This window comes from Sphingobium sp. CFD-1 (genome assembly GCF_024611115.1).
Lineage (GTDB): Bacteria > Pseudomonadota > Alphaproteobacteria > Sphingomonadales > Sphingomonadaceae > Sphingobium > Sphingobium baderi_A.
Genome location: NZ_CP084398.1, coordinates 2228914 through 2253065, shown reverse-complemented (window position 1 = coordinate 2253065; position 24152 = coordinate 2228914). Strand labels below are relative to the sequence as shown.

Genomic DNA, 24152 nt, shown 5'->3' with positions numbered 1-24152 from the left:
GGCGTTTGAGATGATCGGGCAACATTGAAGCCGGGGGAGGACTGATGGAAGAAGTTGATCCGCTCACAAGCTTCAGGTCCGAATCAGAACCGCTGGTCGACGGCAGGCTGGTATCGGACCCGATGGCTGATCTGCTGGAAAATATCCGCCTGAACCATAGCAGCTATGACGTCGTGCAGTTGGACGACGGCGAGGAACTGACTTGCGCTGCGAACCCGGATTTTACGGGGCTGTTCGTCATTGAGGGCGACATTGAGCTTCGCAGCGGCAATGGCGAGGTGGAAATGCTGCGGCAGGCCGATTTCGTGTTGGTGACGCCGCGTCAATTGATGCATGTCACGGCGATCGGTGGCGGCTGTCTGCTCGGCAGGGTGCATTATGGCATGGATATGGACCGCGCCAGTCTGTTGCTGAAGATGTTGCCCCCGCATCTGACCGTCAGGCGCGGGCAGGCGCAGGATGACGAATGGGAATGGCAGTTGCGGCTGTCTCGATTGATCGTCGATCGACGCCATTGTTACCGGGCTAGCAATGCCGCGATTGACCGCCGCCTGGTGGAAGTGGTTTTGATCGGCGTCATCCAGCAATATCTGACTAGCATGAAGACGACGCCCGCGCTGACCGATCCCGAACTGGTCCGGATCGGTCCCAGCCTGCACGCCATCCATCAGTTCCCCGCCAAAGCCTGGACGGTAACGTCGCTCGCGCGGGTGGCGGGCATGTCGCGAACCCTGTTTGCCGTGCGCTTTGCGGAATACACCGGTCAGACACCGGCCCGTTATCTGCTGGAACGGCGGATGGAACTGGCGCGAGACCTGCTTGCCCGCAGCCCGCTGGCGCTGGCGGCGGTCGCCCATCGTTGCGGCTATAGCACCGATGTCGCCTTCGCCCGCGCTTTTCGCCGACGCAATGGTGTGTCGCCGGGGCGCTATCGCACGGAAACACGGATGAAAGGCGACGCCCGCGGGACCGCCTGAACGGCCCCGCGAATCGCCCCCCTTATTACCGCGGGCCGAAGCCGACCCGCAAAACCAGACCATAAGCGCGCGGATCGCCGACGATCACTGAAGTAAGCGGTAGGCCGACCGCTGTGATCGCTGGACCGGACACATATTTTGCGTTGAACAGATTACGCGCGAAAATGCCTGCGCTGACCTGGCTGCCCGCTATATTGTTCCAGTCGAGCCGCGCATTGACCAGTTGATAGCCATTGGCCGTATAGCCCACCATGTCGAATTTCGACGAAGTATAGTAGGTGGCGTTGAGCGCCACTTCGCCGATGCGCTCGTCCAGCGGCAGGACATAGCGCACATCGCCGGAAAAGGTGCGCTTGGGCGTATAGAGGGTGCCCAGATTGGGAGGCGCCACCGCTGCAAGAATGGCGGGCACGCTGAAAGATGTCACCTTGGCGTCGATGAAGGTCGCGCCCATGGTCAAGGTCAGGTTGCGGGTGGGGGCGATAACCGATTCCAGTTCGACGCCGGTAGTCCGCAACTTGCCCGCATTGATGGTCAGCACAGTGCCCTGCGGATCGTTCGACGGATCGCAGTCGCCATCCAGGAAAGGCTCGAAATCAGGTGCCGTGCAGGCCAGGCCGATACCCGCGAAATTGCCGGTGGATACGCCGGAGACGGTCTGCTGCAGATCGCGCACATAGCTGCGGAAGACCGACCCGTTCAGGCGGATTTGCGCGCCGCCTGCGCGGATCGTCGATTTGACGCCGAGTTCGACGTCGGTGGTGATTTCGGGCCGGAAACCTTGCAGCGGCTTCAGGCCTGTGCCGAAACTGGGGCCGTTGAGACCTGCCGCCTTATACCCCCGACGGGAAGTGATGAAGAAGAACAGATCTTCATTGGCCTGATAATCCAGCCCTATGGTCCAGGTCGGCTTGCTGCTCTTGCCCGCAATCGCGCTGCCTTCGGGAATGACGCCGGGGCAGTCGTCTGGCGTATAGCTATAGGGTGGATCATATTCGCCGGTGCCGGAACACAGATAGAATTTATCCCATGTGTAGCGCGCGCCTGCATTGACGGTCAGCCCATCGAGCAGTGCGTCGAGTTGGTAGGAAAGGTTTGCAAACAGCGCCTTGCTCTTTTCCCTATTGAAGGCATAGCTGGACGGCGTGTTGGGCAGCAGGCCCGGCGCGAATACGTCGCGAAAGATGTCCGTATCCAGCGTATTTGGGCCACGCGGTTTGGCGTCGAGGAAGAAGCCGCCGACCAACCATTTGAGGCGCCCGCCCAGCCCATCGCCTGCCAACTGGACTTCATTGCTATATTGGCGGGACCCGATGACCTGCAGGGAATCGACATATTTCAGCGGCACGGCGTCGCCGCTATTGTCGGTGGCGAACTTGACCTGACGCAGCCCGAATATGTTCGTCAGGGTGATGTTGCCGATGCTGATCTCCGTCTTATTGCTCAAGCCATAGGTCGTATAGCCCTCGCTGGTGGTGAAGTTCGAGCCGGAGGTGAAGAAACCGCGTTTCCGTTGCGCTTCATATTGGGCCGACAGATAGGGGTCGTTGGGATCGGCCCACACCAGCACGGTGCCGGTTGCCGACACCTTGGAATAGGGTTGTCGATTATAATCGAAAATCGTCGTGTTCTTCAGCCAGTCGGTCGGTTCGAGCAGCAGCGAGGCGCGTAGATGATTGCTGTGCAGATTCTGCAGATCGCGAAACCGGGTGTCGATATTCTTGATGTTGCCATCGCGCCGCTCCATCAGTCCGCCTAGGCGCAGCGCGACCTTGCCCTCTAAGATCGGCACGTTCACCACGCCTTCCAGCGTGCGTAGATCGTAATTGCCGATCGTCCCCTCGACATAGCCTTCCAGATTATAGGTGGGTGCTTGTGGATAGAGGAGGACCGCCCCCGCGCTGGTGTTGCGGCCAAACAGCGTGCCTTGCGGGCCTTTGAGCACCTGAATCGACTGGAGGTCGAACTGGGGAACGGCGCTGACATAGGTCGGCAGCGGAACGTCGGAGAAATATGTGACGACCGCTGGCGCGCCATTGCCGCTCAAGGGACGCGACTGGCCGCGAATGGCGTACATGGGCGACGCGCGGGAACTGCTGCCCGAAAGAAAGACGCCGGGCACGGATGCTTGCAGGTCCTGTGGCGTCCGGATTTGTGCATCGCGCAGCCCCTGGGCGTCGAGCGCGGTGATGGTGACGGGCACGCTCTGGGCATTTTCGGTCGAGCGGCGTGCAGTGACGACGATATCGGCGAGCCCGGTGCTCAGATTTGCGTCCCCTTGCGGCAGGGCATCCTGCGCGAACGTGGTCATCGGCGCCAGCATCATGCCGAGCGAGGAACAAAATATGGCCCTGAATTTCCCTGATTTCATTGCATCCTCCATCCGGCCTGACCTTTTGGCAGGCTCCTTATCGGACACGACCTGACGCAATATCGGGGGCCCGCCAAGCCGGGCGGACGAATGGCATGGATAACTGGCGGATTGATCAACACGCGATGATGGCGATACGATCCGGCCCATCCTAGGCTTCAAACAGAAGGCAAAAGAAGGAAGGCAAGGTCGTGCGGGCCGTGCCCGGCGCGGAGGGTGACATATGGGCAGTCTGGATGGCAGGGTGGCGATCGTCACCGGTGCGGGCGAGGGTATCGGCATGGGTATTGCAAGACGGTTCGCCCGCGAAGGGGCGAAGGTGGTCATCGCCGAGATCAATTCTGGGCTGGGCCAGTCCGCGGTGAAGGAAATCGCCGCGGAGACTAACGGCGAACTGTTGTTCGTACCGACCGACGTGCGCCGGAAGGATGATGTCGCAGGCATGATCGACGCCGCCGTGCAGTGCTTTGGCGGAGTTGATATTCTGGTCAACAACGCGTGGGGCGGTGGCGTCTTTAAGCGTGCCGAGCACAAGAGCGATGCGGATCTGGAATACGGCCTGTCCATGAACATATGGGCGGCCTTCTGGGCGGCGAAGGCGGCGCTGCCCCATATGCGATCGAAAGGCTGGGGCCGGATCATCAGCATTTGTTCTCTGAACGGCGTCAACGCCCATACCGGCACGCTGGAATATAATGTCGGCAAAGAAGGGTTGCGCGCCCTTACCCGCAGCATCGCCCGCGAATGGGCTCCCTATCAGATTTGTGCGAACATCATTTGCCCCGCCGCGATCACGACGGCGTTCCGTACCTTTGCCGAGTCCAGCCCTGAACTGGCGGCGAAGCTGCCGACGCCGCCCATGGGTCGACTGGGCGATCCCGACGACGATATTGCCGGCGTTGCCCTGTTTCTGGCGAGCGACGATGCGCGCTATGTCACGGGGAATACGCTGTTTGCCGATGGGGGAAGCCACATCAATGGCGCAAGCTGGTCGCTTGATCTACCCGATGAAGAATAGGGGGAAGGGATGAGTCTGCCAGAAACCGCTCCGCCGCCGCCCCGCGATGTGTCGGTGGCGACGCTCGATGAACTAGAGCCGGGCAATTATTTTCCATTGTCGCTGGGCAGCGAGACGTTGCGGCAAAATGCGCTCGACGGTCTTGTTGCAAGCTGGGGCGTGCGTCGCCCTTTCTACATACGGCAGAATGGCATATTGTCGGTAATGTGTGGTCGGGCGCGGGACGTGCGGGAAGTATGGCTCGATTCGGCGCGCTTCACGGTCGAGGTGCCGCGCCGCGAGGGCTATGAAATACTCGACATGTTCGGCGGGCTGGAAAGCGTGCTGCAGATGGACGGTGCACGCCACAACCGCATCCGCAAATTGATGAATCCGTCCTTTACCCGCGCGGGGATGGAGGCGCTGAAGGCCGATGCGGATCGGATCATCGCCGAAAAGCTGGACCGGATCGCGCGGATCGGCCCGGCCTTCGACGCCATGAAGGATTTTGCCGAGGATCTCGTTACCCGCGTCATGCTGGAGGCATCCTTCAAGCTGACGCCCGACCATTGCGCCATATTCGTTACGATGCAGCAGGAGATGAATAAGCTTCCCTCCTATGTCGCGGGCGAGCCGCTGCCCCAATCCTTCATCGACGCCGGGCTGGCGGTGCGCGAAGCGGTCGACGACATCGTGCGCCGCCGTCGCGCAGACCCCGGCATTGACCTTATCAGCAGCCTCATCACCGCGCAGGAAGATGGCCAGACGCTGACCGATGCCGAGCTGTTCGGGCAGATCAATTCGATCGCGACGGCAGGCATCGGTACCACCGCGAACACGCTGGCGGGCGGCATCATGATGCTGTGCCGCAATCGGAATCAACTGGAACTGCTCAGGCAGGAGCCGCAATTGATTGACGGGGCCGTCGGCGAATGCCTGCGTTTTCATGGACCGGGCATTACCTCTTTCGTACGCTTCGCCACTGAGGATACGGAAGTCGGCGGAACCCGCATTCCCCGGCATATGCCCGTTTATGTTTCGGCGCAGGCGGCTGGCTTCGATCCGACCGAGCATGAAGACCCGTTCCGCTTCGACATCCGCCGCAACAACCGGTCGATGCTAACCTTTGGCACCGGTATCCATCATTGCATCGGTCAGAGGCTCGCGACATATATATTGCGGACGGCGCTGTCCGGCCTGATCCGGCGATTTCCGGATATGCGGCTGGCCGACAGCGCATTTCGCCCTGCCTATAGCGGCCTCACGGGGGAATTGGCGCCGCTTATGGTACCCATGCTGACGCACTGATACCGATACAGAGATTTAGAAATAGGAGAGCGATATGCAGTGGGATGAGGATTTCGACGTCGTTTGCGTCGGTTCGGGACTGGGTGGCATGTCGGCGGCGTTGACTGCTGCCGAGCGCGGGTCGCGTGCGATCGTCCTAGAGAAATTCGAACTGCTGGGCGGGGTTTCGGCGCTGTCATCGGGCCAGCTTTGGCTGGGCAATCATCATTTGCAGGATGCTGATGGGATCGAGGATAATGACGCCGATGTCGAGCGGCATCTGAGTCATCTCGGTCAGGGCTTCGCCACGGCGGACCGGCGCAAGGTGTTTGTCACCCGCGCGCGGGAGGCGCTGCGCTATTTCACCGATGTCATCGGGATAGAGATGATGGTCGTGCGGGGATTGCCCGATTATTATCATCCTGCCGTTCCCGGCAGCAGGGCCGAGGGGCGCTACGTGGAGGTCAAGCCGTTCAAGGACGAGCGGCTTGGCGATCTTGCCTCCCTTGTCCTGACCTCCCCCTATGGCGATGGCTATAGCTATACCACGGCGAACGAATGGGTAGGCATGCAGACCGGTGGCGAACCTGTCGGCGCGTGTCTGCAACGCCATCTTGAGGTGGGCGAGCGGTGCGCCGGCGCAGGTCTTGCCGCCGCGCAGGTGGCAGCGGCGCGTGATCGCGGCGTCGAGATGCGGGTGTCGAACGCCGTCACCGAACTGGTGATCGATGAGGGCGAGATAGTCGGCGTCGTCGTGCAGGGACCGTCCGGCACGACCCGGATACGAGCGCGGCTGGGCGTGGTGCTGGCGACTGGCGGCTATGACTGGAAGCCCGATTTCGTCCGCGCCTTCGACGCCCTGCCGGAAGCAGGCACGATGGCGCCGCCAACGGTGTCCGGCGATCATATCGTGATGGCGTCGAAGGCCGGAGCGATCGCAATCCCCGCGCGCGCGCCGTCGCAAAGTCCGATCTTCATTGGCTACAAGGTGCCGGCGGAAACCATCTACGGCAAGCCATCCTCTCGCATGTGGCTGCCCGGTACGCCGCATTGCATCGCGGTTAACCGTTATGGCAGGCGTTTCGCCAATGACGGTTTCTATCCTGACGTGGCAACCAAGGTGGCGCGCTTCGATGGCCAGGAACAGGGCCAGCCCAACTGGCCGGCATGGATCATATTCGATCAGGACATGGTCGACAAATATGGCATGATGCCCAGTTGGCCCGGCCAGCCACTGTCTGAAGGCATGGCGACTTCCGCCGACAGTCTTGAAGCGCTGGCGCAGGCGGTAGGTATCGACGCCGATGGCCTGCAGGACACCGTGGCGCGTTTCAATGGCTTTTGCGAAACGGGGGTCGACGAGGATTTTGCACGCGGAAGCGTGCCATGGGGCCGGATCATGACGGGCGATCCGCGCCGGTCCAATCCCAATCTGGGGCCGATCGGCCGGGCGCCCTTCTATGCGGTCAAGCTCGAACGGGTGAATATGGGCGTACCGACCGCAGGGCTGGCGATCGATATTGACGGGCGGGTGCTCGACGCGCACGACCAGCCGATCACGGGCCTGTATGCGGCAGGCAATTCGGCATCCTGGCTGGACATTGGCGGCGGTTATAATAGCGGCATCGCCAATACGCGAGGTATGCTCTACGGCTATCTGGCCGCGCTACACATGACCGGGCAGCAGGCCGCTCCTGCTTCTGCCCCGCCGATGGTGTCTGCCTAGCCGATGCGGGAGGAGCGGACCTTCTGCCGCATATGCACGGGCCATTGTGGCCTGCTGCTAGCGATTGATGAGGATGGCGCACCCGTGTCCGCCCGCGGTGACAGGGAGGACCCCCGCAGTCTTGGCTATATCTGCTCCAAGGGCGTGACGAGCGTGCAGGCGCATACCGATGGCAGCAGGTTGCTCCACCCGCTCAAGCGTCAGCCGGACGGCAGTTTCGTACAGATCGACCTGGATCAGGCGCTGGATGAGATTGCCGCCCGGATGGAGGCGATCGCCCGGAAGAACGGCCCTGACGCGATCGCTGGTTATCGCGGCACCGGCGGTTTCTTCACGACCAGCGGTCTGGGGATGCTGCCTGCCTTGTTGGACGCGTTCGGATCGCACAAGCTCTACACCACGCTGACCATTGATCAGTCGGCGAAAGTCGTGACTGCCTATCGGCTCGGCATCTGGCCGCCGGGTAAGCAGAGTTTCCAGAGCGCCGATGTCGCGATGATGATCGGCGGCAATCCGATGGTGTCGATGGCGCAGCTCGACACCCGCAATCCGGTCAAACGTATGGCAGAGGCGAAGGCACGGGGGCTGAAGCTGATCGTCATCGACCCCCGGCAGACCGAGACGGCGGCGCTCGCCGATCTGTTCCTGCAACCGCTGCCCGGCCATGATGCGGCAATCGTCGCCGCGCTGATCCATATCGTGCTGGAAGAGGGGTGGCATGACGCGGCCTTCTGCGCGGACCATGTCGGTGATCTTGACGAATTGCAGGCTGCGGTCGCGTCCTTCGCGCCGGATCAGGTGGCCCGCGCTGCACAGATCGTGGAGGCCGATCTGCGCGCTGCTGCCAGGATGTTCGCCCGAACCGGGACACGCGGGATAGCGGTAACCGGCACCGGCGTGGACATGGGGCCACATTCCAATCTGGCCGAGCATCTGGTCGAAAGCCTCAACGTGATTTGCGGGCGCTTTGTCCGGGATGGCGAACTTGTCGAAAATCCGGGGCTGGTCCTCAACGCGGGCCCAAAGCCCGCGCAGGTGGTCAATCTGCCCCGGCCTTGGGAGAGCGGGCCTCAAAGCCGGATCGGCGATTATGGTCTGGTAGGCGGGGAGATGGTCACCGCGATGCTGGCCGATGATATCCTGCGACCCGGCCCCGGCCGAGTGCGCGCGCTGATCAACCATGGCGGCAATCCGGCGCTCGCCGTGCCCGATCAGCGCAAGATGGTGGAAGCGCTGCGGGATCTGGACCTGCTGATCAGCATAGAGCCGGTGCTGTCGGCAACCGCTCGCCTGTCGCATTATATCCTGCCGCCCAAATTGCAGTTCGAACGGCCGGACCTGCCCATCTATCTGTTCGAACCTAATATATTCCCTACGCCCTATACGCGCTACACGCCTGCGCTGGTCGATCCGCCCGCCGGTTCTGACGTCTGCGACGAATGGAAGGTCTTTTGGGAGATTGCGCGCCGGACGGGGCGCTCCATGGCCTATATGGGCACTGCTCTTGCTATGGACGGGAGGCCGGAGGAAGATCATCTGATCGCTCTCACGCTGGCCAATGCGCCGGTGTCGCTCGATGAGGTGAAGCGGCATCCGCTGGGCTATTATCATCCGAATCTGCAATATGCGCTGCCGCCCGACCCCGCCACGGCGGGCCGGTTTGCGACGATGCCGCGGGATGTGGCGGCGGAGATGAAGGCGCTTGTGCGCGACTGGCAAACGCCGACGGACGAGGGTTTTCCTTTTCATTTCATTAATCGCCGCGCCCGGCACCGCATGAACTCGATGGGCGCCACCTTGCCTGATCTCATAAAGGCAATGCCGCATAATCCGGTTCATATGTGTCCGGAAGACATGGCGCGGCTGGAAATAATATCCGGCGATTGGGTTGAAATCGCTTCGGCCCATGGGACGGTGACAGGTCTGGCGCAGGCGGACGGGACGCTTCGCCCGTCGGTCGTGTCGATGTCGCATGGCTTTGGCGGATTGCCGGACGAGGACATGGATGATGCGGGATCGCCCAATCTGCTCATTAGCACCGACAGCGATCTTCAGACCATCAACGCCATGCCCAGAATGACGGCGATTCCTGTCCGTGTCCGTCGGCTGGACCGGTTTTCTACCCCTATCGGCAAATCAGAGGATCAGGCAGCATGACGACAGGCCATATCGACGCAGCGACGCTCGATGAGGATTTTGCGGCGGTCAGCGAGATGTTCGGTACGGACATTCGTGATCCGCACAGTCTTTATCGCGAGTATCGACAGGCCCAGCCGGTCATGGAAGGCGACATATTGGCGCGCTTCAATGTGCCGTCTCAGGCGGACTATTCCAATCTGGGCCGCCAGGTATTCACCCTGTTCAAATATCAGGACGTGCTGGCGGTGCTGCGGGATTCCAAGACCTTCACCAGCACCTTGCTGAACGAGGGACTGGGGCAATTTCTCGGGGGTTTTCTGCTGACCGGTATGGAGGATGGGCGGCATAAGGAAATCCGCTCGCTCCTCGCTCCCGCTTTCTCGCCCCGTGCGATACAGGAGTGGAAGCTGATGCTCGGCCCTGTAGCGCAGGAAGCAGTTACTGCGTTGCGGCCCGTCGGGCGCGCCGAACTCGTCGCCGACCTGTTGTTGCCGCTGCCGGTGCGGATGATCTACGAAATCATGGGCTTTCCCCGTGATACCGAGCAGATGCAGGCTTTTGCAGCGCGCGCGATGAAGATATTGGTCGGTCCCCAACGCGACCCGGAGAAGATGCGGCTCAGCATGGAGGTGGCGTTCCAGGCTGCGCGGGAACTTTATGACGAGACGCTCGACATCGTGCGCGCACGGCGAGCGGCAGGATCCGAGGGTAGTGACCTGATCGGCTATCTGCTGCGTGCCAATGATAAGGGGCGCACCCTTGATGATGGTGAAATTACTGAATTGATCCGCCAATTCCTGCCCGCCGCGGCGGAAACCACCACACGGTCCTTTGGCAGCATGCTGGTGGCGTTGCTGGAACGACCGGCACTGCTACAACGGGTGCGTGATGATCGTAATTTGGTGCCCAAGGTAGTAAGCGAAGGTATGCGATGGGAAACCGCTTCGCAGTTCCTCGCCCGACAAGCCGCCGTGGACGTCGAGATCAGGGGCGTGAAAATTCCTGCGGGCGCGGCCTTGTCGCTCGCTTCGGGATCGGCCAATCGCGACGAAGAGATATTCGAGAACCCCGATGAGTTCGATATTGATCGACCTCAGCGGGTAAATATCGGCTTTGGCGCGGGCGCGCATTTGTGTCTGGGCATGCAAATTGCGCGAACCGAAATGGAAGCGATGCTGAATGCGCTGCTCGATTTGCCGGATCTGCGGCTGGACCCGGATGCTCCGCCCCCGACCATCGTCGGCGCGCAGCTGCGCGGACCTCGCGCGATCCACGTGGTCTGGAATTGAATCATAGCCGGATAACGGCGGCAAAAGGAATGGAAAGAGAATGAATGATCGTTTCAAGGATCAAGTCGCGCTGGTGACGGCGGGCGCTGCCGGGATCGGGGCTGCAACGGCGGAAATGTTCGCCCGGCAAGGCGCGCGGGTCATGCTCTCCGATATTAATCGTCCGGCGGGAGAGGCGATGGCGGAAAAGCTGCGGTCCGAAGGCTATGAGGCGCAGTTTCTCCATGCCGACGCCACCGTGGAGGAGGAAGTCGAGGCGCTCGTCCGCAAGACTGTGGAGACCTATGGTGGCCTCCATCTCGCTGCCAATGTCGTCGGCGATGCACATCCGCAGGCATCGGGAGCCGAATTCCACACGCAAAGTCTGGAGTCCTGGGAACACACCATGGCCGTGACGCTACGCAGCGTATTTCTCAGCATGAAGTATGAGATCGCCCATATGATCGACAATGGCGGTGGAGCGATCGCTAATGTGACGTCGCTGGCCGCATTGCTCTATGTCGGCGTTTCGGGCGCTGCCTATGCCGCATCGAAGGCGGGCGTTGTCCGTCTCACCAAGTTCGCTGCCGTTACCTATGCTGACCGGGGCGTCCGCGTGAACTGCATCGCGCCGGGTGTGACGCCCACGGCCGCCTATAATAAGGCAGGCGAGGATATCGGACGGATGGTCATCGACGATCTGCTGCAAAATCAGCCGATCCGTCGCACTATCAACCCCAGCGAGCAGGCGGAAGCGATTGGCTGGCTATGCTCGACGGAAGCGTCGATGGTGACCGGCCATGTCCTGCCCGTGGATGGAGGCTGGACGGCGCGCTGACTGGAATAGTCGTAGCGGTTGCGCCGCCCGTCACATGGATGGGCTCGACCTGCCCTTCTTCATTGCAGGGCTGCTACGGTCGACACATCCGACCTGGTGGCGAGCTGCGGCCGGATGTCCCGCGCCATAATCCGGCCAAGCATGATCGATCCCTGTTGTGTCAGATGGCCATAATCGAACTGGACTGGCACGCCGGGCGTGACCCATAGGCGGCATTGTGGAGCGCAGAGGCTGCGATAGGGCGAAAAATAGGGAATATTCGCCTTCCGCATCACTGCACCGATGCGCTGGTCCAAATCGTAAACCTGCACGATGCGATGTGGATCGATCGGCTCTTGCTGGTCGATATGCCGGGCGAGCAGGCGCGGAAGCGGTTGATCATATTCCACAATCGGCCCCGACACGATCAGATGAGGCGTGGTCCGACGGATTCGCTGAACGATGCCGGTCAATTCGGGGACATCCTTGTCGAGCCAGCGTGCTGACAGGATCACCATATCCGGGCGCGTTTTCTCCAGATAGTCGCCAAACACCTTGTCCATGAGCGCCAGGCATCGCGGATCACCGCGATTGTTGAGCAGCGGCCGACACCCTGTCGCCGTCGCCTGAAGAATATGCGCGTCGGGCATGGCGCGGTTCAGGCCATAGTAGAGATGGGCGGCATGGCTATCCCCGACGATCAGGATGCGCGGTTTGTCGTGCGGCGCCACCATGCAACGTTTGAAATCGAAATCCTCCAATCGGCTCTGCGACGTAAGGAAGCATACCCCCGTTCGCATCATCTCCGCGCGACCGGTTTTCTCGCCATATACCAGCACCTCCTTGGCCTGTGCGGATATGGGGTGGAAAAAATTGCTGAGCGCGGCGAGCGATATGACGGCAGCGCCACACATTGCCATGGCCATTGCGCCACGTGCCACCACGGTGCGGGACCCCAACGGGCTAGACCGCCGAAACGGCTTCTCCACGAACGCCCAGGAAAGCGTCGCCGCGATAAAGGAAGCAGCCAATATCATCAGCCGATCCATATTGTCCGGGCGGCTTTCGATCTGGCGATAGAAAACCATGATCGGCCAATGCCAGAGATAGAGAGAATAGGAAATCAGACCAATGAACCGCATCGGCGGAAGCGACAGCAACCGCCCGGCCATGAACGCCGACCTCTCGCCACAGAGCAGGACCAATGCGGTGCCAACACAAGGAATGAGCGCCGATATGCCTGGAAAAGGCGTCACCTTGTTGTAGAAAAGGACCGAATAGCCGATCATCGCTAGGCCGAGGGCGACACCGATCTCGGCCTGCCAGGCGCTGCGCGGCTCCGGAACCGCCCGCATTGCTAGCAGCGAACCGATGGCGAGCTCCCATGTCCGGAACGGGATAAGGTAGAATGCCGCGCTCGTGTCACGCGTCACCATCCATTGCGAAGCCGCAAGACTGGTGATCGTCAGTGCCCAGACCAGTTGTCGCCTATATCTGTCGGCCCAGCTCCGGGTGAAGAAGATCAGAAGCGGGAAAAATATGTAGAATTGCTCTTCTACCGACAGCGACCATGTGTGCAGCAGTGGATTGTTGTTCAGTTCACCGTCGAAATATCCGCTCTGGCTGTAGAATAATATATTCGACACAAAGAATATCGACGCGATCGTCGATTTTCCTATCTCAGCTGCCTGATCTGACATCAGCAACCAACCAGCTACCGCCATGACGCAGATGTAGAGGGCGAACAGGGCAGGGAAAATGCGTTTGATGCGTCGCTTGTAGAAATCAAACAGCGCGTCGCGCCATGTGCCCTGCTCACCTAGAAGTGTTTGCGTAATCAGGAAGCCCGAGATTACGAAAAATACGTCGACACCGACGAACCCACCGGGAAAAAGACTGGTGCCCAGATGGAAGATGACCACCGGAACGACGGCTATTGTTCGCAGACCGTCAATATCTGCGCGATACTGCCTCATCATGCGGGCCTTACCTCCGTCATGCGCCGCCGGCTGGTCCAGATCGAGGGCAGGAAGATCGCGTCAGCACTTTCCCAGCAGACCGAAACGGCATGTTTGCACATTGGCGTGTCCCTTTTTTCAGAATCTATCTGTATATTTTATGAAGTTATGCGCCCATTGAAAAAAATACAAGTAAAAATCTAGATGTAATTTCTTCGCATATAGAAATAATTATAAAGAATGTTTTATATTTTGATGATTAATTACACTTAAATAAATCATTACTTGTTTTTTTATGGGCAAGATGAATAATTGTGATGTCCATTCGTGCAACGTGCGTCGCATTAAAGGGGCTCTCTTGGCGGGGAAATCTGGATCATGGATGTGAAGCACGGCTCTGACGAGCACCCCCCAGCTGCTGCAAGGCATCGATATCTTTCCAATAGGATCACGAAAATATTCGCGGTTGGTGGCACGGCCATGGTGGGGACGATCGCCGCCATTTTGATGGCGGCGCCCAGTCCGCCTGTCGGCGACGACCGGCATTTCTTCATAGCTATCACGGTCGACGATCTGACGGGCAATGCCCAATTGCCCCCGGGGATGAGCCGGTTGGAAATCGCCGACCAATATATAAGGGCGTTGCGGGCCCATCGCGTGCCCGACGTCTATGGCTTCGTCAATGCTTCTAAATTGCAGAGGGACAGAGATGGGGCCCAGGTTCTGGCCAGTTGGCGCCGCGCTTCCTATCTACTGGGAAATCATTCTTATACCCATCTCAATTTGAACAAGGCGCCTTCCCTTGAAGTCTGGAAGGCAGATGTTCTGAAGGATGAGCAGCAAATAGCGCAGCAAATGGAAGGGGCGGATTGGCGCTATTTCCGTTTTCCCTTTTTATCGGCGGGAAAGGACAAGCCGCAGCATGATGCAGCGGCATCATTCCTGAAGCAGCAAGGATATAAGATTGCCGAAGTCAGTGTCAGTTTCAATGACTGGGCCTATGGCAATGCCTATGCCCGCTGTCTTGCCAAGGGTGACGAAGCCGCCATCGACGCGATGAAGAGGCAATATTTCAGAGGCGTCGACGATGGGATTGCACGGATGAAAGAACTATCCCTCAAAACCTATGGCCGCATGATCCCACAAGTGTTGCTGACGCATCTCAGCGCGTGGAGCGCGATGACCCTACCCGAAGTACTCACTCGGCTTGATACGGCAGGTGCACAATATGTGGGGCTACCGCAAGCGCAGGACGATCCCGCCTATGTCGACGGCCCATGGGCCGGCAATCAGCAGGTGATGGAACGCGCCGCCCGACAAGCCCGAATTGATATTGATGCCATTCCACGGCTCCAGCCGATCGACAATCTCAAGATGCTCTGCCGGTAATCGTCCGGTTCAAATCCTGTTCCAAAAGTGAGTTGGATCGAAACCGGAGTCTTGATGTCGAATGGATGCACATCTTTATGTCATCCACTTCGTCTGACCTGCCCCCACCGAGTGGGCCGGTTGGTTTGTTAGTGGGTTATGCTCACCGCCGCCATATCCGGGTAGAGGTGTAGCGAAGCGGAACCGGAGGCAGGATATGGCGGTGCAGCCGTTTCCGGTGCGGGACCATGAGCTCTTCACGCCGCCAGATCCGCTCGACCCGTTTTAGCCGGTGTTGTCACGGCCACAATGAGTTGCCGATGGACCGCGATCTCTGAGCGGCTATGATCCCGCCCTACCTGGATCGGAGCGGCAGACAGTTGCCGCTGGACCGCGATCTCTGAGCGGCTATGATTCCGCCGCCCTCCGCGCCCGCGCCTCCATAGTTGCCGCTGGACCGCGATCTCTGAGCGGCTATGATCACCTTGCCAACCTGCACCTGGGCGCAGCGGTTGCCGCTGGACCGCGATCTCTGAGCGGCTATGATATCGCTCATTGTTCTGACTCCATATATTCAGTTGCCGCTGGACCGCGATCTCTGAGCGGCTATGATCGTGCGCGAGTGCCTGACCGATCCCGACTGGTTGCCGCTGGACCGCGATCTCTGAGCGGCTATGATTGAGGAAATGGTGCAAGCTGTCAGGCACAAGTTGCCGCTGGACCGCGATCTCTGAGCGGCTATGATCCCTGCAAGCGGCACTGGCCCGCCTGAAAAGTTGCCGCTGGACCGCGATCTCTGAGCGGCTATGATGGATCAACGGATACTGCATTGAAAACCAACGCAATATCCGTTGATCCGTCGCCGCAAAAATCATGCGAATCGCTAGAATAGCGCGAGCTGATCGGGGTTTTTCCGTTGCCGTCGACGGCGCTGTCCTGAAAATCGCACGATATTTTCATACTGCCGGTCCGTGAAGCTGAGGATGTGGACGTCGCCGCGATCTGGCAAGCTCGACTCGACCCGCCGCATATAGGTTTCGAACTGTTCCTTGCCGTTGCAGAACCGAGCATAGACCGAAAACTGGCTCTTCTCAAAACCTTCATCCAGCAGGAATTCGCGGAATTTCGTTGCCGCGCGCGCTTGTGCTCTGGTGGTCACGGGCAGGTCGAACATCACGAAAATCCACATCAGTCGGTATCCGCTTAACTGGCTTGCGCTCATGACAGTAGCGAGTCGAGTCCGGCCAGTTCCAGCGCGGACGGGGGTGTGGGAAGCGTGATGTCTGCCGCCTGTCCGCTCTGGAACGCGCGCGCCAGACTTTGTGCGGCCCGGTTCGCGGCGCCCGCCACGGTGGTCGTGCCGTCTGCGCCAGGCAAGTCGAGCGCGATCAGTCCGGCAAAAGCGCGCTTGGCTTCAGGCGTCACTGTATCGATCCCGCACGCGACAAGACGCAGGGCAAGCGCATCTACCAGCGGTCGAAACGGCTCGATCAGGTCGTCGGCCAGAGCAAAGGCATTGGTCCTGTTGGCATGGTGCACGCCGATCGACGGGTGCAGGCCGGACGCAACCACGGCGCGTGCACACAGCGACCGCAGCACCGTATATCCATAATTGAGCAGGGCATTGATGTCGTCCGCATTCCGATCGCGCCGGAAACCCTCCCCCATCAGCAAGGGCCAGTAACGTCGCGCGGCCTGTGCCTCGACATTGTCGGGGTCGCCCGATCCCACGCGGCGGGCGAGCAGGTCGAAGGCCGAGGAGGAGATGCCATTGGCATCCAGTATCGCTGCCTGCCAGCGGATCTTGGCGATGACGATCCGGCGCCATAATTGTTTGGACAGCGGCTTGCCGGCCTCCCACTGCGCGCGCATCCGACTGTTCTGGGCATGGTGCCCGTCGAGCGGCAGGCACACGGCAATGGGGGCGTGATTGCTGCCGCACAGCAGCATCACCGCGCCGCGCTGCGCCAACGCGACGATCAAGTTGGTTGACCATGTAACGCCATGGGCATGAACGATGACGGCCGCGACATCGTCAAGTGGCACGCGGCCCACTTCCTCGCGATCCTCCGACACGATCAGGAAACCGCGATAGGCGGAGAGGTGGCGGCCATCGGTGGCGATATCGACAATCCGGTCCATCTGCCCCGCCCCGTCCTTTGGTCAGATTGGCTTGCGCGTCTTGCGGCGGGCGGTGCGAGCAGGAAAGCCCGGGTCGAGGACGCGGCCTATTTCGTCGATACGGACCTGCCGCGCGCGCCATGCCTTGAGCGTATTGGGCGAGGGGTAGCTATATTTGAACGGGTCGCTCTTGTCCGCATCGCGCGCCTTGAGCGCTCCGCCCTCATTGGGCGCCGCCACCACGAATTGCTTCTCGGAGAATTTCACAACCCGCACCAATTCGCGTGCGCCTCCGTCTCGTTCGATCGCCAGCACATCGTCCCGGTGTAGGCTCAATGCCTTGCGCGCGGTCGGATTGGCGGTTCGGATGGCGGACTGCCAACCAGGCTTGTGTGCATCGAACATGGATACGACTTCATTCACCCACTTGCCCCCCGGCAATTCCCAGACATCGTAACGATAATTGGAATCGCCCTTATACCCCTTATAAATATGTCCATTCTGGTTGCTTATCGGAATGACGGACAACGCTTCGGTCACGCGTACGCGACGTATGCCAGGAAAGGGGTGCCATTCCAGATTGGGGAAATCCGTCACCGCTTTTTCGAACGCCTTGCCTTCCAGCCCGTCGAGATGCTGGTAGAGCGCGGCCTTCAAATCGGCATCGCGAATGCGATCCAGGTCGGCGAGCTTCTTGAAGCTGGACAGTGGCACGCGGTGCACGACGATGCTGTTACCCTTGGCGTCGGTCTCGCCGGTAAAACCATAGGCGGTGTCATTGTGGAGGCGGCCGGCGGTTGCGTCCTTGCCCTTGGGTAACCCGGCCTTGGATACAGTGCCATGGTCAGTGCGATGGCTGACGGTGATCGCGTTGACCACCTCGCGCAGGTCGTTGCGAACGCTCGCTGACGCAATGCGGGGTGCCGATGTCTTCCTTGGATTGTCTGTCGAAGGCGCTGTTTCAGCCGAGATGGTAGACTCGATGGCGGCCAAGCCGATTATCTTCGCGCTGGCGAATCCCAATCCCGAAATCCAACCGGAGGTCGTCAAAGCGATCCGGCCCGATGCGATCGTCGCGACTGGCAGGTCCGACTAGCCGAAGCTGTCCTTCAGTTTCAGCTTCGTGTCACCAATAGCCGACTGGAGCGCATTGCTGGCCTTTTCCGAATAGAAGATCGTGTAGTTGACGCCCGCGCCGACATAGGGCCGAATATGTGCGTTGGGCGCAAAATGATATTGAAGCGTGAGCGTTGGCGGAAGCACCCAGGTTCGTCCTGCCTTGCCGAGCCCGTCAAGCGCGCCGCGTCCTTCGATGTAATGCTTCGTCGTGGCCAGGATCAGTTCGGCACCGATGTGCCTAGTCGCCATATAGGTGAAGTCCACTTCTGGCGCATAACTGTTTGTCACCGCCGTATGGGCGGTCGGAAAACTCGGAAGGATCGGGCCGGTCTTCTCGGTCGGCGTCACCCGGATCGCACGGGCACGGATGATCCAACGCTTGTCTGCTTCTTCGGCATGGGCCGGGACCGCGAGCGCGGCAACAACTGCGCCAATCGATACAAGGACTATCCTTTTCATGCCTATCTCCATGCCGTGTTAGATATGGATTAGGAGACTTGCCGACTTCGAACTTTGACCGAGCGCAAACATATGTGCGCGATCTGAGTTGGTTCCAATAGACCCGGTCGCATTGGTTTCGTCGGACTACAGAGGCGGAAATTACGTGCATTGGCGCGATAGATATCGCGCAGATTGCCGCGGATCCGATCCGCTCTCTGGCGCACTGTTCGAAGCGCGCCTGATAGGCTCTCTCAAGTGGTGGTGTCGCGGCCGTTCTCGAACAATACCGCCGCGTTGCTTGCGCGGGCCGTTCCGGGATATGATTCAACCGAACATGAATACTTCAAGGGGATGCGGAGGTTTGAGCTTCGTTTCCGCGATACGTACGAAAGGACGCCCCACCCGGTTGCCCGGAGGGGGCGAGTTCCGTTCGCGGGCGGGGAGGAGATGGCCCGCGTCCGGTATGGTGTTAGGCGAGGGTAGCGCTTCTCTCTTTGATCGTGGTCAAAATATGCAATGTGGGGCTGATATGCCCTTCAAGGAGTCATAGTGTAATTTGCGACTGCTTGCATGGCCACGGCGGCGCGAACTGGATGACGGCAGTCGACCGTCGCACTTACGCGCACGGCTCCTTCAGTGCCCGAGCACCAGCGGCAGCTTGCTCTTGGTGAGCATCCGCTTCGTGACGCCGCCAAACGCTTCCAACAGTCGGCCGTGACTATAGGCGCCCATCAGCACATAGTCGGCGTGCCAAAGAGCCGCTTCCTCGGCGATCAACGCGTCCGGCGCGTGAAGTCCGTCGTCGACGATCTTCACGCTCGCGTGCACGCCATGGCGTGACAGATATTCGGCGGCTTCGGTCGGTTCGGTCTTCTCGGCGCCGTCGCGAGCCATGAAGATATGGACGTCGGATGCGAGCTGAAGAAGGGGCACGCAGGCGCGCATCGTGTCTGCCGCAGACGCCTGACCATCCCAGGCGATGAGCGCGCGACCGGCCGCGTTGAGCCGTTCCAGGTTCTCCGGAACAGCAACGATGGGCTTGCGCGCGTGCATCAGAATCCGGCTGGCGATCGTGCGCATATCGGGAAGGGGATAGGCGTCGAGCGTCCGATTGAGCACGATCAGATCCGCGAGCGTCGCCGCCTCGAGGACACAACTGGCGATATCGCCGGTCGCGTCGGTCCAGTCCCAGCGAACGTCTTCATGCGAGAGGCGCTCCGTCAGCGCAGCCCTGTTCTTTGCCTCGTTCTCCCGCTCGTCGGTCAGCATCACGGCTTCACCAAAGCCGGCATAGAGGTCGCCCGCGACCACCGGCGATTGCGTGACGTCGATACAGGTCAGATGCCCATCAAGGGCACGTGTCAGGTCGAGCGCCGTCTGCAGCCTGGCTTCCTGCCCATCGTCGGCGTGAACCAGCAAAAGAATGTTCTTCATCGTCGCCTCCATATTGATGGAGGGACTCTATTTGCGACCCACGGCTCAGAATATGCGGGACTATACTGATGCGAGACAGTCACATGGTGACTGCAGCGATCGCTGGATGGCTGTTCGCTCAGCAACCTGTGGCGGCAAAGCGCCTTCGCGTTGCGGCAAACCAAATGGATGGTGGCATTGTCGGTGGCGTACCCCCGGGGACTGGCCGCCGGCCGGCCGACGGCCTCCGATAGTTTGCGAGTTCAGCGTTGCTCAGATGAGGCCATGGCTTCCCGCGACGGCAGCCATGACCGTCAGGAGTGACAGGACCAGCACAGCATTATGCATCCGTTGCATGCGATCGAAGACGGCCGCCGGCGTCACCGGATCCGCCAGGCGCCGGTGAGCGACCAACGGCTCGGCTACAAAGAGCATGGCGGCAAATCCGATCCAGAGCAGCAGCATCGCATGCATCCACCAGAAATGCAGGTCGGCGAACCTTTCGAGCATGCCGCCGCGCCCGATCATCCAGCCGCCACTTAACCCGGCGAGCAGCACCCACAGTCGCGCCTGCGCCGCGAACCGCCCCTCGAATGCATGGAAGGTCGCGAGCCGCTCGCCAGGTGGATGGCGTCGCCGGATGGCCGGCATGAGCACCGTCGTGACGAAGGCGACGCCACCGATCCAAAGGACGACAGCTGCCACATGCAGAGTCCGCGCGAGGGCGAGATCGTCGATCACGACGCGTCCGCCGCGCGCCAGAATTCGACATAAAAGCGAACCGGGCCAACCGGGAGTACATGGTGAAGGATTGTCGGCTCGACGACACCGGGCGGCCCGCCAGAGGCCAAAAGCCGTTCGCCCGGCTGCCGGCGGGGATCGGTCACCCTGTAGCGCAACGCGCCTTCGGTCACATGGACGAGCCCCCATGTGCCAGGCTTGGTGTTGTGGTCCCGCAGTAGGGCCGCCGGGATCGTCTCCGACGTAAACTCGGCGGTCCGCCGATAGACGGCAAGCCCATCGGGCAAAGTGAGCGCTGCGGGAGCCAGCTCCATCGGATCAGGCCGCCTCGGCGTAGAGCGCCGCCTCACGCGCGATCAGCACGTCGGCAAGAAACCAATAGGCTTCGCCCCAGGCCGCGAGTACCTGTTCGTCGATCGCGTCACCGAGCACGTCCTTGATCGCCGGCAGCAGGGCATCGGCGACGGCCGGGTAATGCGCGGGCTTGATATGCGTCTCGACATGCCGACTCGCGATGCGCTCGATCGCGGAAGTCAGGACGTCGAGCTTGTCGACATTCTTGGCAAAAGCGAGGATGGCGTCGGCTAGGCGTTTCGGCTGCTCGCCCGACCGTTGCGCGGCCTGATTGAACAATGCCCTTATCTCGGGATCAACAAACAGGCGTTCATACATTCGTGTCGTGATCGCCAAGCCGTGCTGCTGAAGCGCGGGTGCGGTGGATTTGACGATAGCCATCGTTTCAGCCGACATCGTGCGTGCCATCAGATATTCTCCAGATTGGGGCGTTGTGGTGGGATCGGCCGCATGCCCCTCGCTGCGGTCGAACCGGGAAATCAGGCCGCGAGGCGTATGTCTTTGGCATGCGCGGGATAGGGGGCGGGCTGCGTCTCCACGGGAAGCACGGACATGACGATACTCCTGGAGATCGGGCCGGCCTGCGGCCGGTCGGGGAAGGCGATGGCTTGAAGAACAGGGCGAGGCTCAAGCTTTCGGCAATGCGGGCGGCCTTGCCTTGCAACATATGCGCCGCTTCGGGCGTCATCAGCGCGTTCGTGGTTTCCGCCCACAAGGCGAGCCAACGGTCGAACATGGCCGGCGTGATCTGCGCGCGATAGCGTGCGTGCGCCGGCACCGGCTGCCCCTTATAGCGTCCGCTACCGAGCATGACCGAGGACCAGAAGTCGGCAAGCCTGGTCAGATGGCCTGGCCAGTCGTCGATCGCGCCGTTGAAGAGTGGGCCGATCAGCTTATCGGCCCGCACCCGGGCATAGAAAGCGTCGACCAACTGCCGCAGCCCCATTTCGTCGATATCGGTACGCTGCGCCACCGTCTCGTCCTCCAATCATGAATTGGAGATGCATCTATCGGGGCACAGAGAAACATGCATTTGGGATATATACTTATAGTGCTTGGACCGGCTTTCTCCCATATCTGGCGGCATGCGATTGACCCGTTACACCGACTATGCGCTCCGGGTGCTGCTGTATCTCGCCGAGCGTCCCGAACGTGTTTGCGCGATCGCCGAGATCGCCACCGCGCATGCGATTTCCAAGAACCATCTGATGAAGGTCGTCCACGAGTTGGGCAAGGCGGGCTATGTCCAGAGCGTGCGCGGCTGCCACGGCGGCATGCGCCTTTGCCGGCCGCCCGACGCCATCAATATCGGCGCTGTCGTACGGGAGATGGAAGGGGACTTCGACCTTGTCGATTGTGCTTCGTGCGTCATCACGCATCGCTGCGGCCTGCAGGGCGCGCTCGGCGAAGCCCTGGGCGCATTTCTTGCCGTCCTTGACGATTATTCGTTGGCGGACCTGTCCCGTCAGGCGCCAGCATCGCTGACGAATGCTCAGATCACCTCTCCAATGCTGGGGGCGGTGCAACGGCCCTTTGCGACGTCCTGACTGGGAATTCGGGGTGGCCGGACGCCCCCGATCGGTCAGTGCAAGAGGACGGGTAGCATCAGTAGGCTCGCTGCGACGCTCGCGATCAGGGCCAGGGCGGCAGATCTGCCCCGATGCCTCCCGGCCAGGCTGATCGTGGCCCCGGCCTTGACGAGGGTGTTGAGCATGACCGGGGCGGCCAGAACAAGGCCCGCCGTTCGTCCGTCCAGCACGCCCTTTGGCAACCCGCCCATCGTGATGATAGCGGAATCGACATCCACCATCCCCGACAGGGCCAGAACCGTGGCAAGGCCGGCATCGCCAAACCGACCGAGCACCCAACGCGAGGCCAGCGACAGAACCATCACCAGCGCCATGAGGCCGAGCGCCGGCGCGAGGTTGAACGGGTTGCGAACAGGAACTTCCCGGCTGGACGATGAGGGCAACAGCGCCGCTGCCCGGAGCTGCCAAGCCGTGGCGAGGGCACTGACCACCGCCGCCGGCGCGACCAGCAGCGCAAGCGCCGGCAGCGCAAATGGCGCCAGCACGCCCACTAGCACCAGCACGCGCACCAGCATGACCACGGAGGCGGTGGTGATCCCTGCTATCAGAATGGGAGCATTTTCCGTACCGTCGCGCAGCCGGGTCGCCAAAGCGGCGGTTACCGCCGTGGATGAGACCATGGCGCCGGCAGCGGCCGTTGCGAGTGTCCCGCGAGATGCGCCCAGGCGCTTGCTGGCCATATAGCCGGCGAAGGAAAAGCCCGAAACAAGGACGACCACCATCCACAGTTGCCGCGGATTCCAGGCATCGTAGGGACCGTAAGGGCGATCGGGAAGGATTGGCAGGATGGCGAGCGAGATCAGTGCGAATCGGGCGATTGCGCTTACCTCAACCTCGCTCAACCGCCCGATCCAGCCGTGAAGCTGCGAGCGGAGCGCAAGTACCAGCGTCATCAAAACTGCGATGATCGTGGCGAGGCGTTCCTGCTGGCTTGTCGCGAGGAACCCGCAGCCGAGCGTCAGCATCCCGGCAAGGCTCGCTGTTCCGCTGACCGGTCCGCCACGCCATGCCGCCTGCGCATATCCCATCAGGACCAGCATGGCCGCAGATGCGATCAGGATGATCGCCACGCCGGACTCGATCGACCGAAGGGCGCCCGCGACGCCGCCGGCCAGCCCCAGAAGTCCAAAGGTCCGGATGCCCGCGAAGCGGGAGCCGGCCGGTTCATGGCGTAAGGTCCAGCCACGCTGGACGCCGATGAGAAGGCCAAGGGCCAGCGCTAGCGCGATGCCGGCTATGGTAGCAACGCCTCCGGCTATCGCAAAATCCATCTCAAACGCCGTCACTTATGTCCTCGGTTCTGAATGCAAGGTAGTCCAATGGCCTTGATGCGACCGTATGACCCAATCCAAATGCGAATATCTATTGGCTGCGGGTAGCGGCCAAGGCTCACGGCGCCAATCTTGGCGAGCATAATAGGATAACAGGAATGACGATCAGAGGAATCCGTAAGTACCCGTAATGTG

Annotated in this window: 20 protein-coding genes, 3 pseudogenes and 1 CRISPR repeat array; of the genes and pseudogenes, 10 read left to right on the top strand and 13 right to left on the bottom strand. The window is 60.8% G+C overall.

What is annotated here, in order from left to right:
- The first annotated feature begins 44 nt into the window (after nucleotides 1-44).
- Nucleotides 45-977: an AraC family transcriptional regulator gene (locus LDB26_RS11390; RefSeq protein WP_062066585.1), complete on the top strand. Its 933-nt coding sequence runs from the start codon at nucleotides 45-47 to the stop codon at nucleotides 975-977.
- 25 nt (nucleotides 978-1002) lie between these two features.
- On the opposite strand, the gene LDB26_RS11385 is transcribed toward LDB26_RS11390, so the two are convergent.
- Nucleotides 1003-3348 (bottom strand): TonB-dependent receptor, encoded by a 2346-nt coding sequence (locus tag LDB26_RS11385; protein WP_257538489.1) that lies wholly within the window; start codon nucleotides 3346-3348, stop codon nucleotides 1003-1005.
- Nucleotides 3349-3571: 223 nt separating this feature from the next.
- On the opposite strand from LDB26_RS11385, the gene LDB26_RS11380 reads away from it, so the two are divergent.
- From LDB26_RS11380 to LDB26_RS11355, 6 genes are read left to right on the top strand one after another with little or no spacing between them, the layout of a single operon-like run.
- Nucleotides 3572-4366 carry an SDR family NAD(P)-dependent oxidoreductase gene (locus LDB26_RS11380; RefSeq protein WP_257538488.1) on the top strand — a complete coding sequence of 265 codons (795 nt, stop codon included), beginning with the start codon at nucleotides 3572-3574 and terminating at the stop codon, nucleotides 4364-4366.
- Nucleotides 4367-4375: 9 nt separating this feature from the next.
- A complete protein-coding gene (locus LDB26_RS11375) occupies nucleotides 4376-5653 on the top strand; it encodes a cytochrome P450 (protein WP_257538487.1) in 1278 nt (425 codons plus the stop codon).
- Between the two features lie 34 nt (nucleotides 5654-5687).
- A complete protein-coding gene (locus LDB26_RS11370; protein ID WP_257538486.1) occupies nucleotides 5688-7358 on the top strand; it encodes an FAD-dependent oxidoreductase in 1671 nt (556 codons plus the stop codon).
- Between the two features lie 3 nt (nucleotides 7359-7361).
- Complete coding sequence (locus tag LDB26_RS11365; RefSeq protein ID WP_257538485.1) at nucleotides 7362-9515, top strand: molybdopterin-dependent oxidoreductase; 2154 nt, start codon at nucleotides 7362-7364, stop codon at nucleotides 9513-9515.
- Complete coding sequence (locus tag LDB26_RS11360) at nucleotides 9512-10786, top strand: cytochrome P450 (protein WP_257538484.1); 1275 nt, start codon at nucleotides 9512-9514, stop codon at nucleotides 10784-10786. The genes LDB26_RS11365 and LDB26_RS11360 overlap by 4 nt, the downstream gene beginning before the upstream one ends.
- A 40-nt stretch (nucleotides 10787-10826) precedes the next feature.
- The gene (locus LDB26_RS11355; RefSeq protein ID WP_257538483.1) at nucleotides 10827-11603 is read left to right on the top strand and encodes an SDR family NAD(P)-dependent oxidoreductase; all 777 of its coding nucleotides are present in this window, start codon (nucleotides 10827-10829) and stop codon (nucleotides 11601-11603) included.
- A 59-nt stretch (nucleotides 11604-11662) separates the two neighbouring features.
- On the opposite strand, the gene LDB26_RS11350 is transcribed toward LDB26_RS11355, so the two are convergent.
- Entirely contained in the window at nucleotides 11663-13561 is a 1899-nt protein-coding gene (locus LDB26_RS11350; RefSeq protein WP_257538482.1) for an acyltransferase family protein, read from the bottom strand.
- 357 nt (nucleotides 13562-13918) lie between these two features.
- On the opposite strand from LDB26_RS11350, the gene LDB26_RS11345 reads away from it, so the two are divergent.
- Complete coding sequence (locus tag LDB26_RS11345) at nucleotides 13919-14929, top strand: polysaccharide deacetylase family protein (protein ID WP_257538481.1); 1011 nt, start codon at nucleotides 13919-13921, stop codon at nucleotides 14927-14929.
- A gap of 128 nt (nucleotides 14930-15057) precedes the next feature.
- Here LDB26_RS11345 and LDB26_RS11340 read toward each other — a convergent pair.
- The 4 genes and pseudogenes from LDB26_RS11340 to LDB26_RS11325 form a co-directional block, all read right to left on the bottom strand.
- Nucleotides 15058-15153 (bottom strand): annotated as a pseudogene (locus tag LDB26_RS11340) (integrase catalytic subunit); the annotation flags it as partial.
- 67 nt (nucleotides 15154-15220) lie between these two features.
- A CRISPR array of direct repeats spans nucleotides 15221-15719; the repeat unit is 36 nt; unit sequence GTTGCCGCTGGACCGCGATCTCTGAGCGGCTATGAT.
- A 72-nt stretch (nucleotides 15720-15791) separates the two neighbouring features.
- A complete protein-coding gene (cas2, locus tag LDB26_RS11335; RefSeq protein ID WP_257538479.1) occupies nucleotides 15792-16130 on the bottom strand; it encodes a CRISPR-associated endonuclease Cas2 in 339 nt (112 codons plus the stop codon).
- On the bottom strand, nucleotides 16127-17050 hold the full coding sequence (cas1, locus tag LDB26_RS11330; RefSeq protein WP_257538478.1) for a type II CRISPR-associated endonuclease Cas1: 924 nt from the start codon (nucleotides 17048-17050) through the stop codon (nucleotides 16127-16129). Before cas1 ends, cas2 begins: the two co-directional genes overlap by 4 nt.
- A gap of 21 nt (nucleotides 17051-17071) precedes the next feature.
- On the bottom strand, nucleotides 17072-17908 hold the full coding sequence (locus LDB26_RS11325) for a hypothetical protein (RefSeq protein ID WP_373886107.1): 837 nt from the start codon (nucleotides 17906-17908) through the stop codon (nucleotides 17072-17074).
- 13 nt (nucleotides 17909-17921) lie between these two features.
- Between LDB26_RS11325 and LDB26_RS11320 the strand changes: the two are divergent.
- Nucleotides 17922-18122: pseudogene (locus LDB26_RS11320) on the top strand (hypothetical protein); the annotation flags it as partial.
- Here LDB26_RS11320 and LDB26_RS11315 read toward each other — a convergent pair.
- From LDB26_RS11315 to LDB26_RS11290, 6 genes and pseudogenes are all read right to left on the bottom strand, one after another.
- Entirely contained in the window at nucleotides 18122-18607 is a 486-nt protein-coding gene (locus LDB26_RS11315) for an OmpW family protein (protein ID WP_257538477.1), read from the bottom strand. The pseudogene LDB26_RS11320 and the gene LDB26_RS11315 sit on opposite strands and share 1 nt — an antisense overlap.
- A gap of 615 nt (nucleotides 18608-19222) precedes the next feature.
- Nucleotides 19223-20035, bottom strand: coding sequence for a universal stress protein (locus LDB26_RS11310; protein ID WP_257538476.1), 813 nt, complete (start codon nucleotides 20033-20035; stop codon nucleotides 19223-19225).
- 240 nt (nucleotides 20036-20275) lie between these two features.
- Nucleotides 20276-20740: a hypothetical protein gene (locus LDB26_RS11305; protein WP_257542090.1), complete on the bottom strand. Its 465-nt coding sequence runs from the start codon at nucleotides 20738-20740 to the stop codon at nucleotides 20276-20278.
- Complete coding sequence (locus tag LDB26_RS11300) at nucleotides 20740-21057, bottom strand: DUF1971 domain-containing protein (protein WP_169572433.1); 318 nt, start codon at nucleotides 21055-21057, stop codon at nucleotides 20740-20742. Before LDB26_RS11300 ends, LDB26_RS11305 begins: the two co-directional genes overlap by 1 nt.
- Nucleotides 21058-21061: 4 nt before the next feature.
- Nucleotides 21062-21505, bottom strand: coding sequence for a globin domain-containing protein (locus tag LDB26_RS11295; RefSeq protein WP_043153852.1), 444 nt, complete (start codon nucleotides 21503-21505; stop codon nucleotides 21062-21064).
- A 184-nt stretch (nucleotides 21506-21689) separates the two neighbouring features.
- Nucleotides 21690-22043 (bottom strand): annotated as a pseudogene (locus tag LDB26_RS11290) (group III truncated hemoglobin); the annotation flags it as partial.
- Between the two features lie 139 nt (nucleotides 22044-22182).
- Between LDB26_RS11290 and LDB26_RS11285 the strand changes: the two are divergent.
- Nucleotides 22183-22644 (top strand): Rrf2 family transcriptional regulator, encoded by a 462-nt coding sequence (locus LDB26_RS11285; protein WP_257538475.1) that lies wholly within the window; start codon nucleotides 22183-22185, stop codon nucleotides 22642-22644.
- Between the two features lie 35 nt (nucleotides 22645-22679).
- Here the strand turns inward: LDB26_RS11285 and LDB26_RS11280 are convergent, their stop codons facing one another.
- A complete protein-coding gene (locus LDB26_RS11280) occupies nucleotides 22680-23957 on the bottom strand; it encodes a DUF4010 domain-containing protein (RefSeq protein WP_257538474.1) in 1278 nt (425 codons plus the stop codon).
- Between the last annotated feature and the right edge of the window lie 195 nt (nucleotides 23958-24152).